The organism is Zhongshania sp., from assembly GCF_041584495.1.
Classification (GTDB): domain Bacteria; phylum Pseudomonadota; class Gammaproteobacteria; order Pseudomonadales; family Spongiibacteraceae; genus Spongiibacter.
In genome coordinates, this window is sequence record NZ_JBFHDY010000081.1 from 1 (window position 1) to 16,077 (window position 16,077).

General features: G+C 51.2%; 16 protein-coding genes and 1 pseudogene. 9 read left to right on the forward strand and 8 right to left on the reverse strand.

Annotation, left to right across the window (positions count from 1 at the left end):
* The 3 genes and pseudogenes from ABYP33_RS12890 to ABYP33_RS12900 form a co-directional block, all read right to left on the reverse strand.
* Positions 1-109 (reverse strand): annotated as a pseudogene (locus tag ABYP33_RS12890) (branched chain amino acid aminotransferase); the annotation flags it as partial.
* Positions 110-152: 43 nt separating this feature from the next.
* Positions 153-3,065, reverse strand: coding sequence for a bifunctional [glutamate--ammonia ligase]-adenylyl-L-tyrosine phosphorylase/[glutamate--ammonia-ligase] adenylyltransferase (gene glnE, locus ABYP33_RS12895; protein ID WP_373091422.1), 2,913 nt, complete (start codon positions 3,063-3,065; stop codon positions 153-155).
* Positions 3,066-3,105: 40 nt separating this feature from the next.
* Positions 3,106-4,884, reverse strand: a complete 1,779-nt coding sequence (locus tag ABYP33_RS12900) for a GspE/PulE family protein (RefSeq protein WP_373091423.1) — start codon at positions 4,882-4,884, stop codon at positions 3,106-3,108.
* Between the two features lie 200 nt (positions 4,885-5,084).
* Here ABYP33_RS12900 and ABYP33_RS12905 point away from each other — a divergent pair, with 200 nt between their 5' ends.
* The 6 genes from ABYP33_RS12905 (at position 5,085) to ABYP33_RS12930 (ending at position 13,292) form a co-directional block, all read left to right on the forward strand.
* Positions 5,085-5,762, forward strand: a complete 678-nt coding sequence (locus ABYP33_RS12905; RefSeq protein ID WP_373091425.1) for a TIGR00153 family protein — start codon at positions 5,085-5,087, stop codon at positions 5,760-5,762.
* A gap of 32 nt (positions 5,763-5,794) precedes the next feature.
* Positions 5,795-7,060: an inorganic phosphate transporter gene (locus ABYP33_RS12910; RefSeq protein ID WP_373091426.1), complete on the forward strand. Its 1,266-nt coding sequence runs from the start codon at positions 5,795-5,797 to the stop codon at positions 7,058-7,060.
* A 114-nt stretch (positions 7,061-7,174) separates the two neighbouring features.
* A complete protein-coding gene (argE, locus tag ABYP33_RS12915) occupies positions 7,175-8,320 on the forward strand; it encodes an acetylornithine deacetylase (RefSeq protein ID WP_373091428.1) in 1,146 nt (381 codons plus the stop codon).
* 281 nt (positions 8,321-8,601) lie between these two features.
* A complete protein-coding gene (locus tag ABYP33_RS12920; RefSeq protein WP_373091429.1) occupies positions 8,602-10,887 on the forward strand; it encodes a hypothetical protein in 2,286 nt (761 codons plus the stop codon).
* An 84-nt stretch (positions 10,888-10,971) separates the two neighbouring features.
* The gene (locus ABYP33_RS12925) at positions 10,972-12,042 is read left to right on the forward strand and encodes a hypothetical protein (protein ID WP_373091430.1); all 1,071 of its coding nucleotides are present in this window, start codon (positions 10,972-10,974) and stop codon (positions 12,040-12,042) included.
* 635 nt (positions 12,043-12,677) lie between these two features.
* Positions 12,678-13,292, forward strand: a complete 615-nt coding sequence (locus ABYP33_RS12930; protein WP_373091431.1) for a histidine phosphatase family protein — start codon at positions 12,678-12,680, stop codon at positions 13,290-13,292.
* Here the strand turns inward: ABYP33_RS12930 and ABYP33_RS12935 are convergent.
* The 3 genes from ABYP33_RS12935 to ABYP33_RS12945 are packed head-to-tail and all read right to left on the reverse strand — an operon-like array spanning position 13,282 to position 14,299.
* Complete coding sequence (locus ABYP33_RS12935; protein ID WP_373091433.1) at positions 13,282-13,551, reverse strand: hypothetical protein; 270 nt, start codon at positions 13,549-13,551, stop codon at positions 13,282-13,284. The two genes, ABYP33_RS12930 and ABYP33_RS12935, sit on opposite strands and share 11 nt — an antisense overlap.
* Positions 13,541-13,978 (reverse strand): hypothetical protein, encoded by a 438-nt coding sequence (locus ABYP33_RS12940; RefSeq protein WP_373091434.1) that lies wholly within the window; start codon positions 13,976-13,978, stop codon positions 13,541-13,543. Before ABYP33_RS12940 ends, ABYP33_RS12935 begins: the two co-directional genes overlap by 11 nt.
* A gap of 15 nt (positions 13,979-13,993) precedes the next feature.
* A complete protein-coding gene (locus ABYP33_RS12945) occupies positions 13,994-14,299 on the reverse strand; it encodes a YqjD family protein (RefSeq protein WP_373091435.1) in 306 nt (101 codons plus the stop codon).
* Positions 14,300-14,468: 169 nt separating this feature from the next.
* Here ABYP33_RS12945 and ABYP33_RS12950 point away from each other — a divergent pair, with 169 nt between their 5' ends.
* The 3 genes from ABYP33_RS12950 to ABYP33_RS12960 are packed head-to-tail and all read left to right on the forward strand — an operon-like array spanning position 14,469 to position 15,512.
* The gene (locus tag ABYP33_RS12950) at positions 14,469-14,645 is read left to right on the forward strand and encodes a DUF1328 domain-containing protein (RefSeq protein WP_008252726.1); all 177 of its coding nucleotides are present in this window, start codon (positions 14,469-14,471) and stop codon (positions 14,643-14,645) included.
* A gap of 52 nt (positions 14,646-14,697) precedes the next feature.
* Positions 14,698-14,898: a CsbD family protein gene (locus tag ABYP33_RS12955; protein ID WP_373091436.1), complete on the forward strand. Its 201-nt coding sequence runs from the start codon at positions 14,698-14,700 to the stop codon at positions 14,896-14,898.
* A 56-nt stretch (positions 14,899-14,954) separates the two neighbouring features.
* Positions 14,955-15,512 carry a BON domain-containing protein gene (locus ABYP33_RS12960; protein WP_373091437.1) on the forward strand — a complete coding sequence of 186 codons (558 nt, stop codon included), beginning with the start codon at positions 14,955-14,957 and terminating at the stop codon, positions 15,510-15,512.
* 97 nt (positions 15,513-15,609) lie between these two features.
* Here ABYP33_RS12960 and rpmG read toward each other — a convergent pair whose 3' ends face one another.
* Entirely contained in the window at positions 15,610-15,780 is a 171-nt protein-coding gene (gene rpmG / locus ABYP33_RS12965) for a 50S ribosomal protein L33 (RefSeq protein ID WP_008252729.1), read from the reverse strand.
* Positions 15,781-15,791: 11 nt separating this feature from the next.
* Positions 15,792-16,028 (reverse strand): 50S ribosomal protein L28, encoded by a 237-nt coding sequence (rpmB, locus tag ABYP33_RS12970; protein WP_008252730.1) that lies wholly within the window; start codon positions 16,026-16,028, stop codon positions 15,792-15,794.
* Between the last annotated feature and the right edge of the window lie 49 nt (positions 16,029-16,077).

A 16,077-nucleotide genomic window follows, 5' to 3' on the forward strand; every position in this document is an offset into this window, starting at 1 on the left:
CGCCCATACCATAGTGCAGGGTGTGGGTTAATACGTGGACTTTGGCATCGCGCCAAGGAACCATTTCGCCGTCAAACCAAATCAGGCCATCACGATCAGCCATGGACATCGCGTGTTACTCCTCAAAAAAAGCGGGCGTGCAAAAAATAAATTTACGTAGACAACATCAGTTGCTGCCAGAGTCGACTGACATTTTTCCGCTCTGCGCCCAATGCCGCAATGGCTATCCGCCCCTTTTGCTCTTGTAAGCTAAGGCGATGCGCCTGACTTCGAAACGCCTTGTAAGCGTCGATCAGTGCCTGGGTATCCGCGCTCGAAATCAGGCCGTTATTATTCAGCGATTCCAGTATGCGAATGTTATCGGTGTAGTGTGTAAGCGGTGGGTGCTGATGCGACCATGCTAAAACGGCATATTGCACCATAAATTCAATATCAACGATACCTCCCTCGCCTTGTTTAAGGTCAAATTCAGTATTTTTATTTACCCCGAGCAGCAAGTGATCCCGCATTTTCTGGCGCATGGCAATCACTTCCTTGGCCAGCGCCGCTTGTGGTCGGTTTTTACACAGGATTTGGCGGCGCAAATCAGCAAATTTTTCTGCCAAACGCCCATCGCCAGCAACCGCCCTCACCCGCACTAAGGCTTGATGCTCCCACGTCCAGGCCTGATGTTGCTGATAATCGCTAAACGCGGTGAAAGACGACACCAATAAGCCCGAATTACCTGAGGGTCGCAGCCGCATGTCTACCTCATAGAGGGCGCCGAGTCGCGTGGTGGCGGTTAGAATATGGATAATGCGCTGCCCTAGGCGAGTAAAAAACGTGCCCGCATCCACCGAGCGCTCGCCATCGGTCACTGCCGTTGTAGGTAAGTCATGAAGAAACACCAAATCCAGGTCCGAGCCGTAACTTAATTCGAGGCCGCCCAGTTTGCCGTAGCCCAGCACCACAAAGTGGCGGCGATCATCGCCATCGGGAACCGGACTTCCGTGTTTATCGAGCAAATTCTGCCAGGCGATATCGAGCACCGCTGCCAAGACCACTTCGGCAATTGCGGTGAGATAATCACTCACCTTCATTAAGGGGAGGCTATCGGTGACCTCTGAGGCTGCACCGCGCAAAACATGGGCGAGCCGAAAATAACGCAACGCTTCCATTTGCGCTTCTAGATCGTCACCTTCGATACGCAAGAGGCGCTGCCGCAACTCACTCGCCAAGCCGTCTTGGTCGGGCATGGAATACAGGCTGCGGGCATCAAGCAGCTCATCGAGTAACACTGGGTGAGCTGCGAGCTGACGTGCAATCCACGGGCTAGCGTCACAAAGTTCAACCAAACGCCCCCGTGCACCAGGGTTCTCAATAAGTAAAACTAAATAGGCGGTGCGGCGCAGAACCGCTTCAATTAGGGGGATCAGTCGCAGTAGCGTTGCCGTTGGCGCCGACACCCCACACAAATCTTCTAATAATAGCGGCAGCAAACCATAAAGCCGGTCGCGGCCGTGCCCCTGCATACGCTGCACACTGGCGCCGTTAAGCAAAGCAACCAATAAGCGTGCCGCCTCTTCTGCTGCGTCAAAGCCCGCTTCCTCAAGGGTGGCGTGCACCTCATTCTGGTCGAGCTCATCAAGCATTGAGCGCCAGCGCTGATGACTGAGATGGGGATGCTCGACCTCGGTTTCTACCGGCGCAATAACATTGGCAAAACAGCGGCTTACCCTGTTCCTGTGGTCAGTTAACGCCGCCGCAAAGGCCGCCCAGTCCCCCTTAAAGCCCATCGCTAAAGCCAACGCACATCGCTCGCCATCGGTGTCCGGCAATTGCTGGGTTTGCTGGTCTCGCCAAGCCTGAATGGCGTGTTCGGTATTGCGTAAAAAACGATAGGCCTCGATTAACTCAGCAACCACGTCGGTCGGCAAATACTGTTGCGCCGCCAACTCCCGTAAAATTGTTTGCAATTCCAAGGCCTGCAAGGCGACTTCCTGCCCGCCACGGATCAACTGAAAGCATTGAGCAATGAACTCTATTTCTCGAATCCCGCCGGCGCCCAATTTGATATTGTCCTGTAACTGGCGACGCAGCACTTCGCGCTGAATCATGCTCTTCATTTCCCGTAGGGATTCAATGGCAGAAAAATCCAAATAGCGGCGATACACAAAGGGTCGAAGCTGATCTAAGAGCTGCGCACCCGCTGCGCGGTCACCGGCGATACAGCGCGCTTTAATAAGCGCGTAGCGCTCCCAGTCGCGGCCTTGGTCTTGGTAGTACTCTTCTAGAGCATCAAAACTGATCACCAGCGGCCCGCTCTGGCCGTAGGGCCGCAGACGCATATCCACCCTAAACACAAAGCCGTCGGCCGTGCGGGTATCCAGCGCTTTAATGAGGCGCTGGCCCAGACGAATAAAGAACTCCTGATTATCAACACTGCGCGCCGCGCCCACGGTTTCGCCGGCTTCAGGGTAGGCGAAGATAAGATCGATATCTGAAGACAAATTCAGCTCGCCAGCCCCTAATTTGCCCATGGCAATCACCACCAGTTGCTGGGGCTCGCCCACTTTAGAGTGCGGCTCACCGCGCTCCGCGCACAGCTGACGATGTAAGAAATCCAGCGCGACATCCACACAGGCCTCGGCCAAGTGGGATAAATCGGCAACGGTTTCTTCCATTGCCGCTAGGCGATTCAAGTCGCGCCACACAATGCGCAGCCAGTGCCGATTGCGAAACTGGCGCAATATATGCGCAAGATCATCGGCATTTTCACACCGGGCGCAGGCGGCATTTAACTCTGCCCGCCACCGGTCTGCCGCTATGCTATTTTCCAACAAGCCTGCCGTGTCCAGACTGGGCAAACAGTCTGGGTGGCGAACACAGAACTCAAATAAGGTGTGACTGCAGGCCAGTGCTTGCAATAGCTCAATTCGCCGCGCCGAACGCGCAAAACCTTGATACCATTGCGCCTGCTCGCTGTCACAGTGCTCGAGCAGGCTCTGCCAGCGCTGTTCAACTTCTGCGCTGAGCGCGGCGGGCAGCTCGCCATCCTGTAGTGCCAAACTTTCTACTGATGTCATATCGTCTAGCCTTCTCTCCTTATTAGTTTTACCGCAGCCCTTACTGGGTTTGCACTGGTGGCGCAACGCGCAACACCTCCGCAATGGTCGTTTCGCCTCTGGCAACCTTTTGAGCGCCGCTGAGACGCAGGGTGCGCATACCATTTTTCATGGCCAAACGGCGCAGATTATCCAGCTCAATATCGTCGCCAATGGCACTTTGAATAGAACCCTCCATCGGCAAAATTTCGTATATACCTTGGCGGCCATGGAAGCCGGTATTTCGACACTCCAAACAACCCAGCGCATGGAATACCTGCTTGGGCGGGGCGACCTTCCATGGCGTGGTTAAGGTTGTCCACTCGGTTTCATTCAGCGACGTGGCCTCTTTGCAATGAGGGCACAAGGTCCGCACCAAGCGTTGAGCCATCACCCCAAGTACGGTCGCGCGAATCAGGTAGGCAGGCACACCCAGCTCCAGTAAACGAGTCACTGCCGACGGCGCGTCGTTGGTGTGCAGCGTCGAGATCACTAAGTGGCCGGTAAGCGCGGCCTGAATCGCCATTTCGGCGGTTTCTAAATCACGAATCTCACCGATCATGATGATGTCCGGGTCTTGACGTAGCAACGCCCGTACCCCGCCGGCAAAATCCAGATTGATATTGTGCTGCACCTGCATTTGGTTAAAGGCGTCTTCAACCATTTCGATGGGGTCTTCAATGGTGCAGACATTCACCTCAGAGGTCGCAATTTGCTTGAGACTAGAATACAGGGTGGTGGTTTTGCCCGAGCCAGTGGGGCCGGTGACTAAGACAATGCCGTGGGCGGAGCGAATCATGCCGTCCCAGCGCTGGCGATCTTCGCCACGCAGGCCAAGCTCGTCAAAGCTGCGCAGCAATACTTCTGGATCAAAGATCCGCATGACCATTTTTTCGCCAAAGGCGGTGGGCAGGGTCGACAGCCGCAATTCGATTTCGGCGCCGCCAGGATTCTTGGTTTTGAGGCGGCCATCTTGGGGCCGGCGTTTCTCGGCAACGTCCATACGGCCAAGTATTTTTAGGCGACTTACTACGGCAGTTAGTACCGTAGCAGGGAGTTCGTAAACATTGTAGAGCACACCGTCGATACGGAAACGGACGTTACCCTGCTCGCGGCGCGGCTCAATGTGAATATCACTGGCGCGCTGGTCGTAGGCGTATTGCAGCAACCAGTCAACAATATTCACCACGTGACCGTCGTTGGCATCAAGGTCTTTTAAGTTGCTGATTTCCAGCAATTGCTCAAGGTTATTGCCAGCATTGCCGCGCCGACTATTGTCCCCGCTGGCGCCCCGCACCGACTTGGCAAGGCTGTAAAACTCAACGGTGAAACGGTCTATTGTCTCAGGATCGGCGAGCACCCGCCGAATAGGCCGCCGCAACACCTGCTGTAAATCGCTTTCCCACGCCGTGACAAAGGGCTCACCACCAGCGACCACCACTTCTTTCGCATTAACGGCCACCGCCAAAATCCGATGACGCTGGGCAAAGGCAAAGGACATCACCTCGGTCACGGCCGGCACGTCGATTTTCAAGGGGTCTATACGCATGGCTTCTTGACCGCAGTGGCCCGCCAGCCACTCCAGCAGCGTATCCATGTTCAGCGTCCGGCCCTGCCGCGACAAATCAGCCAGTTGCTCGCTAACGATATAATTGAGTACATGCTGAATTTTATCGCCATTGCGCGGCGGGCTAATACGCAAGCGCTTAGCACTGCTCGCATCAATAATGCCATCGGCTACCAATTGGCGCAGTAACGCCCCAGTTTCCAACGGCCCTGTTTTTGTGATCTGGCTTTGCATGCCCGCGCTAACCCCTTGTTATAGTTGGGTGACTCTGATGTTTGACAAAATTTCCGCTTGCGCAGAGTCACTCTTGCATTATGGCAAGTCCCGAGCAAATTACACCCCTGCAGCAGCGTCGTGTTAAAAACTGGTTACCCATGGCCTAGGTCAGTATAATCCGCCCACTAATACGACTGACGATACGCAGGAGTCGCACCGTGCCATTAAATTCACTGGGCAGTCTGTTCGGAAAATCCCCTTTCGAACCGATACAGGAACACATGAAGCAGGCACAAGCCTGCGCCGCCGCACTCAAACCCTTTATTGACGCTGTGCTAGCTGACGATTGGGAGCAAGCCGAACAGGCCCAACAAATTATCGTCGATCTTGAAAACGAAGCCGACAAACTCAAAAAGCAGGTACGCCTGCAACTCCCGAACAATCTATTCCTCCCGGTGCCCCGCGCCGATCTTCTCGACCTAGTCAGTATGCAAGATCGCATCGCCAACTGCAGCAAGGATATTGCCGGGCTTATGTTAGGCCGCAAAATGCAGATCCCTGCGTCGCTAGCATCAGCCCTGAGCGAGTACGTTGAATTAGCGATTGCCACCTCAGCCCAAGCCATGAAAGCCATTGAAGAGCTGGATGAGTTGCTCGAAACCGGTTTCAGAGGCCGCGAAGTTAGTCTCGTCGAAACCATGATAGAGGAGCTAGATCGCCTAGAGCACTCCGCCGACAAATTACAAATTGATATCCGCGGGGCGCTCTATGCCATTGAAAAAGACCTGCCTCCGGTTGACGTGATGTTTATGTATCAAACCATTACGCTGATTGGCGAATTGTCTGACAAATCACAAAAAGTAGGCTCGCGTCTGCAAATTGTTATTGCTCGCTGAAAAGCTGGCACAAGCTTACATAAGGAATTCACATGTCAATTATTGCTGAACACGGGCAGTTATTGCTTATCTTAGCCTGCCTTTTTGGCTTTTTTATGGCTTGGGGTGTTGGCGCCAATGATGTTGCCAATGCCATGGGCACCTCGGTTGGCGCTAAAGCACTCACCATTAAGCAGGCAATTTTAATTGCCATGCTCTTCGAATTTTGCGGCGCGTATTTAGCGGGCGGCGAAGTCACCGAAACAATTCGTAAAGGTATTATCGACCCGGTCTTTGTGGCCGACAGTCCCGACTTACTGGTTTTTGGCATGCTCTCATCGCTACTTGCTGCCGGTGTATGGCTGTTTGTTGCAAGCCTGATGGGTTGGCCAGTTTCCACGACACACTCCATTGTTGGTGCACTGGTCGGTTTTGCCGCGGTGGGTATCGACAGTGATGCCGTGGAGTGGGGCAAAGTTGGCCAGATCGTCGCCAGCTGGGTGGTGTCGCCGGTCATGGCCGGGACCATCTCGTTTGGTATATTCCTCAGCGCTCAGCGCCTGATTCTAAATACTCAAAACCCCTTTGAAGCCGCCAAGAAATATATCCCATACTACCTCTTCCTCGTCGGCTTTATGATTTCCATGGTCACCATGACCAAAGGCCTTAAGCACATTGGTTTAGGCTTAAACTTCCAGGAGTGCCTTGGCTATTCCACCATAGTGGGTATTATTGTCGCCGGTATTGGGCAGCTGTTTTTACGCCGCATTAAAGATGTACCGTCTGGCGACGGCCGCTTTCGCTTTGCCAATGTCGAGCGTATGTTTGCGGTATTGATGGTGTTTACCGCCTGCGCCATGGCCTTTGCCCACGGTTCTAACGATGTCGCCAATGCCATTGGCCCGGTTGCAGCAGTAGTCAGCGTGATTCAATCTGGCGGCGAGATCGGCGCGAAGTCGGCCTTACCCAGTTGGATTTTGCTGGTCGGCGCTGGCGGTATCGTGTTTGGCTTGGCCACCTACGGCTTTAAAGTTATTGCTACCATCGGTACAAAAATCACTGAACTGACCCCCAGCCGCGGCTTTGCTGCCGAGTTAGGCGCGGCGTCGACGGTGGTTGTCGCCTCGGCGACCGGCTTACCCATCTCCACTACGCATACCCTTGTGGGCGCCGTACTAGGGGTGGGCTTGGCACGGGGCATTGCCGCACTAAACCTGAGCGTTATCCGCAACATTTTCATGTCGTGGATCATCACCCTGCCAGCTGGCGCCGGTTTAGCCATCGTGTTTTTCTTCATGTTCAAGGCTATTTTCCTCTAAAAAAGCCGGCCTTCAGGGCAAACAATATCCGCGTAAGCCGCTGCTATTGTTTGCCCAACTCGCTACAATATCGTCTCCATCGCCAAGCGGCGACAGCGACATATGGCGAACTCTATGCACACAAAAAACGTTCTGTCTATGCTGACAGAGCTGGTCAAACTCCCCTCGGTTAGCTCTACTCTGCCCAGTCGCGATATGGGCAATATCAAAGTGATTGAGCAACTGGCCAACTGGCTAGAGCCTCTCGGCTTCGCCATTCGCATATTACCCATTGCCGGAAGCCCCAATAAAGCCAACCTAGTTGCCACCCTCGGCAGCGGCAGTGGCGGCTTAGTGCTGGCCGGCCACACCGACACCGTGCCCTGTGACGATACCCTGTGGCACAGCGACCCCTTTGCCCTCACCGAACGCGATGGTCGCTTATATGGGCTAGGCAGCACCGACATGAAAGGCTTCTTTGCTATCGCAATCGAGGCATTAAAACCCTTCTTAGAGAAACCCCTGAGCGCACCGCTGATTATTCTCGCCACCGCCGACGAAGAAAGCAGTATGGACGGTGCTCGCTCGCTGGTGCACGCCGATGTATCTGGCGCCCGTTATGCGGTGGTGGGCGAACCCACCGGCCTAAAGCCGATGCGTGCCCACAAAGGCATTGTGATGAAGGGCATCACCATTACCGGCCGCTCGGGGCACTCATCTAACCCTTTAGGTGGCAATAACGCCATGGACGCCATGCACGAGGTAATGAGCGGCCTGATGCAATTGCGCCAAGAACTGGCGCTAAAATACCAACACTCGGGTTTTAGCGTACCCACCCCGACCTTGAATTTTGGCTGCATTCACGGCGGCGATAACCCCAATCGCATCTGTGGTCAGTGTGAGCTGCATTTTGATATTCGCACCACCCCCGGTATGGACAATGGTGAGCTCGACGAGCTAATTCAAAAGGTCCTCACCCCAGTGGCTGAACGCCGCGCAATTAATATCGGCTTGCGCGCTTTAATGCCAGGCTTAGCAGCCTATGAAGAGCCGGAAAGTTCCGACATAGTGACACTGGTAGAGCATCTCACGGGACAGCCCGCTGGCACCGTTGGCTTCGCCACAGAAGCCCCGTTTTTTCAGCAACTTGGCCTGCAAACGATTGTGATGGGGCCAGGCTCAATTGATCAGGCCCACCAACCCGATGAGTATATGGCGCTGGATCAAATTCAGCCGACTGTTGATGTGTTGCAAGCAATGATTAAGCGCTATTGCCAATAAGCCTATCGGGAACTAATTACCCAAAAAACTTGATATGCATCGCATTAAACGCTAAAACTTAATAGCGTTAACGTGTCGTATCGCGTGAATAAAAATGTGTCTTCTTTGGATTTCTCATTGCTGTTCCACCTAACTGCACCGCAACACATAAATTACTATAAATACTTAATCGGATTGCTGCTAGCACATTGGAGTGCGAGAAAATGGCAAGAGCCCTCTGCTTAATGCGAAGGCTAACTGCGCAGCACTACCGCCGTTTCAGGAAAACAAGGAGATGTTATATGCGTCAAATTCCAAGGTTCCACAAACTCGTCCTTCCTTTAGCTATCAGCGCGGCCTTAGTCGCCTGTGGTAGCGATAGTAAAGGCAGCTCATCAGCAGCACCGACAACGGTTGCGGGCGCAAGCTCAAAAGGCATCATCATTGGCGGCACCGTCAATGCTTACCCAATTACCAACACCGGTACGGTAGACAAGGACATTAGCTTAGCGGAGCCGACTACTACGGCAGAAGACGGCAGTTATAGCCTTGCACTGAATGGCAACTACGTGCCGGGCACCGCTATTTACGTTGAAATCACTGCCGGTGATGGCACCTTAATGCGCTGTGATCTTGCCAAATGTGGCGAGAAAAACTTTGGCGAAGACTATATCTTGGCATCAGGTTTTGCGATGTCGGCAACACTGCCCCAAGCCAGCGGCAGCAGCGTCGCCGTTAACATCACACCTCTTACCGATATTGCGTCTAAGCTCACATTACAAAAAGTGGTGGCTGGTGCAAACCCATCCGCTGCTGCTGCAGGTTCTAATGCGCAAGTCGCCAGCCGACTGGGCATCACTGGCGGCCTGATTGACCAGGCTATTGTCGACGTCACCAGTGCCGACGCCGTCAATGGAGCAAGCCAAGCAGCACTAGAATACAACTTAAAATCTGCCGCTGCTGTTTCAGCCGCGCTCAAAGCCAGTACTACCCCAAGCGTAGAAGATGCCGTAGCAAACTTTGTAGCACAGTTTAGCAATGACGGTATTGCCGACAGAGAAGAGGCGGACACCGACGCGGTAAGCATTCAGGAATTACTCCAAGAAGCCCTTGCGCTTCTTGAAACGGTCAAAACTATTGACGGTGTCAATGAAAACAGCAGCGGCGTTAGCAGCTCTAGCACTAGTCTAACAACTGCGGAATCGACCGCACAAAGTAGTAGCGACACCAGCCCAAGCCAGGGCGATGTTCCAGAGGATGCTGGCAGCGAAGGTCTTGTAGCCAGCAAGGCCTTTGTAAAGCAGGTTCGCAACTTGGCTAGCGCCGGTGTTGTTTCCACCAACCAAGAGGCCTTTACCGAGCAAATAGATCTAGCCAGCGAAGCCGTCTCATCGGACAGTGACATTGTTGCCGAGGGCCTTGGCCTCGGCCTTAATTCCATTACCAGTGCTTACGAGCTTTACCAAGATGCACCAGATGAAGACAAGCCAAGCTCTATAGAGGTTAATGGCATCACTGTAGCCATCTCTGAATCGGCAGGCACGGTAACACTCTCAGTAGACGAGACCATAGTCTTAGCCGAAACCGATGTCGCCATTAAATTAAGCGCCGCCAATGGCACTGTCATCAATGAAAACGAACCCGTAGAGAGTACTTCCGATGACACCAGAACCGTTTCTGAGACAGGCTCCGCTACGGCAGCATTAACGGTTTCCGGGTCTGCAGCCAGCGCTGCGGTTTCCATCACGATAAACGACGGCAGTTTTAGCGGCGCCTTAAGCTACGACAGTCAGTGGACCGAGACCGAGACCTCATCAGAGACCGGCGGCGGCTACAGCGAAACGTGGGACGATGAATTTACCGTCACCAATATCGACGCCAAGCTAAACATCACCCTTGCACAGCTTAATAGTGACAATAACGTCGGCTTCACCGGCAATATGGCGCTTAAACTCGGAGAACTAAAGGGGACTGAAGACGGCAGCTACACTAATAGCTACAGTTACATTGATTGGACGCAAAATTCTAGCGAAGAGCAATACACTGAAACCATTACGTTTGATGGCTTTGAAATAAGTTTATCTGGGGAGTTTAGTGACGAGCTCGACAATGCCATTAGCGCAAGCCTAGCAGCCAATGTCGATAACTACAGTGAAACCTGTGATCAGGAGTCCAGCTACAACTACGAAAATGGTGGCAGTGATAGCTACGAATGCGACCTCAATGAAACTGAGACTGACTACGCGATGGCCAGCCTGAGCATTGTCTTTAATCTGGACATTGACGGTGTCGATGACGATGTCAAAGTCGAGTTTAACGCCAGTCGCACTGGACTAGAAACCGGTGAGGGCTCATTAAAACTGGGCTACGGTGGCAAGCAGCTTAACTTGGCCTACGAGGGCGGTAATACAGCCACCCTGAGCAACCACAACGGCGTGACCATGACGCTAACAGAGACCGAAGTCGATGAGGAAACCAGCTTGTCTGGTGACATCAAACACGACGGCTCTACTTTTGCTACGATCAGCGATGACAGCGGCGCAGTTGTTATTCGCTATGTCGACGGCAGCTTCGAGACCGTAATGTAAGGCTACACCGTTGTACTAAAAGGGAGGCTTTTGCCTCCCTTTTTTATAACCTTAATTTTATTTATATCGCTTCTGGGATTTCTTATGCGCGCGCTTATCGCCATTATTGCTAGTAGCTACTCCCTGCTTAGCCTTGCCGCCACACCAGACGTTGAATACTATTCCTATCTCGATAGCCTCAGCTATAGCCGAGCAGCACCGATAGAACAGATGATTCACGATCTTGACGGAGCACCACTGAAATCTGGAAAATTGGCGTTTACGCACAATCAGGTTGAAATTGGTGCGCGCAAAAATAATTTTGAATTCAGTTATTTTTATCGCTACGACTATTATTTAAAATTTAACAAAGACACTGGGCAGCTAGCCTATTTACAGCGCAACGACTTGCCCCTGCCGCAAAACACCCATTACAACGTTTATCTGCGCCCCAATCACCTTCGCGCCTGGGGTTTGAGCGCCGCCTATTTTTTTGAAATCTATCCGCGGCTATCCTTAAAAACACGGCTGAACTACCTGCGCGCGACTCACACCACCGATGGCTATTTAAAAGGCCAATTAAACACCCTTAATGACAGCTACCAAGCGCAGCTCTATCTCAATTACGGTTATAGCCGCGACACCTTACTCGATCGTCCCGAAGAAGACAGTGACGGGCACGGCACTTCCCTTGATATTGACCTTCACTGGCAAGTAAACAAGCAGTTGAATATTGATTTTAGTGGCCGAGATGTACTGTCATTTATCCAGTATCGCGACCTCACCTACACCACAGCCATTGCCAATACCGACAATATCTCCTTTGACCAAAACGGCACAATCGATGCCAAACCCACCGTCAGCGGTGTCGAGCGCTACCGCGATCAAACCCAACGATTAGCGTCTCGTTACTCAGTACTTGGCAGCTATCAATTCGATAGCAAGCACACGCTAACGAGCGAATTATTTGCCTATGATCGCCATGTTTTTCCTCGACTGGGCTACCAGAGACACTGGCAAAACAAACAATGGCAACTCAATTACGACTTCCGCAGCGAAGCCTGGGGCTTAGCGCTAACGGCGAAACATTTTAATGTAAGCCTGCGTACTGACGCTCTGGACTGGGAAGAGGCAAAGGCCATAGAACTTAAGGTAGGCATGCAACTGCGACTGTGAATTTTATTTGGCGTGTCTGCGCCTTGTGCATTAAGGTCAGCTATACCGTAATTAGCTGACCAGATATTGCCTAACGTGATTTGCCTTATCGCGACTATTTTCTGGTAGAGCCCTCACCATTGCGCTACCTACCCTCAACAGGCCACGGCTATCACTGGGTGTGTCCTTGCACTGACCTTATCACAGCAAGTAAATTAAGCCGTTTTCTGGCCGAAAACAAATAAAATAAGGAGTTGGTTTATGGCAATTAAAGCACTCATTTCCCACCTTATTGTCCCTGCAGCGGCATAACAATCGAAACAGGCAGCGCCAATGTGGCCGCAAATACCACCATTAACTTTGGCGTATTACCCGCCGACGTTGTTAATGACCCGCCCTTAATACAACTAGCAGGCGAAAAAATAGCGTTATTTGATCGCCTACCCTGACAAGACGTGAGTAAAAACCCGGTTACACCACAACAGTAATTTTAACGATTAACCGCAAGTCCTTTGGGCACCACACAACGATGGCGCCCAAAGCCTCGCTAACGCAAATCTTTCAAGCAGCCATATTCTGGCAATTTTACGCCTCTATTCGCCACCGTTGCTGGTAAACTGCTGGCCTCAGCATTTATTACAACATAGGTGTTAAAAATGACTGCCGACACTACTGGCCGATTGTGCTTTATTCGCCACGGCCAAACCTTCGCAAATATTGATAAAGTCTGGCATGGCCAAACCGACACCGAGCTAACCGCAGAGGGCTATGAACAAGCACGGCGATTAGGCGCCTACTTCCCTCAATACTTGCGCGCCGATGTTATTTACAGCAGCCCACTGCAGCGGGCACGTATCACCGCCGAGGCAATAGCCTCGACTTTCAATTTGACGGTAATACACGACCCACGCCTGATGGAGTTTGATCTTGGTGACTGGGAGGGTAAACGCTTTGCTGACCTCGTCACCGAAGGCGATGTTTTAGCGCAAATTGTCCACAATCCCGATTTCACCGCACCCAATGGCGAGTCACAGAATATCGTCAAACAGCGGATTGTGGCCGCAGTCGATGACATTGCCGCAAAACACCCCAATGACAACGTCATTATCGTGGCCCACGGCGTCACCATTAGTATTGCCCTCGCCCACTATCTGGATGGCAATACCACACTGTGGCCCAAGTACGGTAAGCATAACACCGCCTTTACCGAAATTTGCCTGCGCACCAAGCAATTGCTCAGCTTTAACAAAACTGATCACCTCAACGAATAGCTGCCCACAAGGCGCGGTGCAGCTGTCGATCTAGCAGGGCTGTGAGCAAGCGCCCACTTCGGCCGCCCCAACTCAAATCCGTATACAAGCCAACACCTAGACCAACGCCAAAGGCGGTCGCAAGACTCTCAGGCTTTGCCAGTTGAGCCGAAAGGTGATGGCGGTAGCCGTGGTATTGGCCGCGGAGTTGCTGCTTATAAAGCGCCCGCCGGGCGCGCTCGCGGCCAATGGCCTGCGCTAAACGAGTTTCAGCGCTCATAATCCACCTCACTTCCCCCGCCAGCAAGAGCATTATTTTGGGGTCTTCCGAACACGCCTTGCAGACGGCTACACAGGCTGCGCCAGCACCACCATGCCAACACCAAATTACTTAATGCAAACAACAACATAATAAGCGCTGGCGGCGCGCCCATTTGCGCTGCAAACTCAAAGACAGCAAGAAGAACGCTAAGCCATGTCGCAATGAGCAGTACGAGTGTCGCAATCCACAGCAGCAGCATTTTGAATAGCGATAGAAGACAGCGCTGGCCGTGCAATTGCGCTAAGACCAGAGATGAATCTAGGTATTCGCCACACGCCGCAATTAACTGAGCGAGATTATCGCCATCAGCTCCAGTATTCTCTTTTGCTGCTTCACTACTAGCAAACTGGTCTGCGGCGCTCGGCGTTTTCGCTTCATCCCTCATGGCATTATCCCCACACTATTTACGGAATATATACGCCAGAATAGTGCCCATTAAAAAGGCTAAACCGATGCTTTTAATTGGATTTTCTCTAGTGTAATCACCAACCGCAGCAGTGGCCTCTTTAGAACGGCTGCGCGCCGATTTTGCTAACTTATCAGCATGGCCACGCAATTCATCGGCGAGCTCCATCAAACGCTCCTCGCTCATTCCCGCAACGGTCGCTGCGCGATCAACAGCCTCATGAATGCGCTCTGCTGCGCCATCTGTTCGTTCATGATGGCTATTTGCTGTTGACGTATTAGATGCGGTCGAATTGTGCATATTCATCCTCCTATTATTAATGGCAGTAATTTTGTTGACAGCAATAAATTGATAAAGTTTTTTATGATTTATTAAATAATTAATTTTGAACTAAGCCAAAAAAGGGAGTCTGAATTACTGCACACAGCAATATTTTCATTAACAATATTGAAATATACACGGAGTCATTATGCTGGGATGGTCACTGATTTTTTTTATCGTTGCTCTCATCTCTGCCGCGCTAGGCTTTGGCGGCATAGCTGGCGCAGCAACTGGCATTGCAAAAATATTATTTTTTGTCTTCGTAATTTTATTTGTTATCTCAATGCTTATGCAAGCACTGCGGGGTAGACCGCCCCGCCTTTAATAATATTTCGTTTTATTAAATGAAATATTTTAACTATCACGAGGAGTATATTATGAATCAGGATATTGCAGAAGGTAAATGGAAACAGTTAAAAGCTCAGATAAAAGAGAAGTGGGCTGATTTAACTGATGACGAAATTGAGCAAGCGCAGGCCAATAACGATCACTTTATTGGCGCTATTCAGGAGCGCTACGGCATCGCTAAAGACGAGGCCGAAAAGAAATTTAACGAATTAAAAAAGAAAGTCTCTTAATTAGTTTTAATTCAGCAACAGTTGAATTTTTATTTTTTAATTTTAAGGAGAAAAATATGACTATTAAAAAGACATTAGCAAGCGCCATTGTTCTTTCTACTATCAGTATTACTCCAGTGCTCGCCAACGACTGGCAAGGGAAAACGAACGATGCATGGCTAGATGGAAAAGTTGAAACTGCGCTCATGCTAAACAGCGAGCTTAACAACTTTGAGATAGGCACCAAAGTGAACAAGTCTAAAGTCTTGCTGACGGGCACAGTAACAAGCGAGATAGAAAAAGATTTGGCCGGGCAAATTGCCGAGAATATTGACGGTGTGCACGCTGTAGACAACAAGCTCGTGGTAAATCCAAACCACAAAAGCAAAGTGGCACAAACCGGTCAAAATTTTAGCCGCACCTGGCACGACTTAAGCACGACAGCGGGCATTAATATTAAGTATGCCGCCAATGACGACATTGAGGCCACCGCTATTGATGTCGACACCAAAAATGGCAAAGTGATACTTACCGGTACCGTCAAAAATGACACCGCTCACGATCTTGCCATCGAGATTGCCAAAGGTTTTGACCATGTAACAGATGTTGAAGACAATCTTCAGCTTGTCAACTAATCGGCACCCAGCTGACAACAATCTGCCAGCAATAAAAAAACCGCGCTAGGCGCGGTTTTTTTATGAATGCGGTAAACCAAAACTGCTTATATAGCAGTTACTTGATTTTAGCTTCTTTGTACATCACGTGCTTACGTACTACTGGATCGTATTTTGAGAACTCAAATTTATCCGGAGTATTACGCTTGTTTTTAGTGGTCGTGTAGAAGTGACCAGTACCCGCGCTGGAAACCAGACGGATTTTGTCGCTTGCGCCTTTCTTAGCCATGAGCAGACTCCTTAGAATTTTTCGCCACGAGCGCTAAGGTCAGCTAAAACGACCTCAATACCCTTTTTGTCAATAATACGCATGCCTTTGCTAGAAACGCGCAAAGTAACAAAACGCTTCTCTGCTTCAACCCAAAAACGGTGGCTGTGCAGGTTCGGCAAAAAACGACGACGAGTGCGGTTTTTTGCGTGTGATACATTGTTTCCGGTTACCGGACGCTTGCCAGTAACTTGACATACTCTAGACATGATAGTCGCCTCTTCAACCTTTATCCGCATGCGCGGTGCAAAAGGTTTA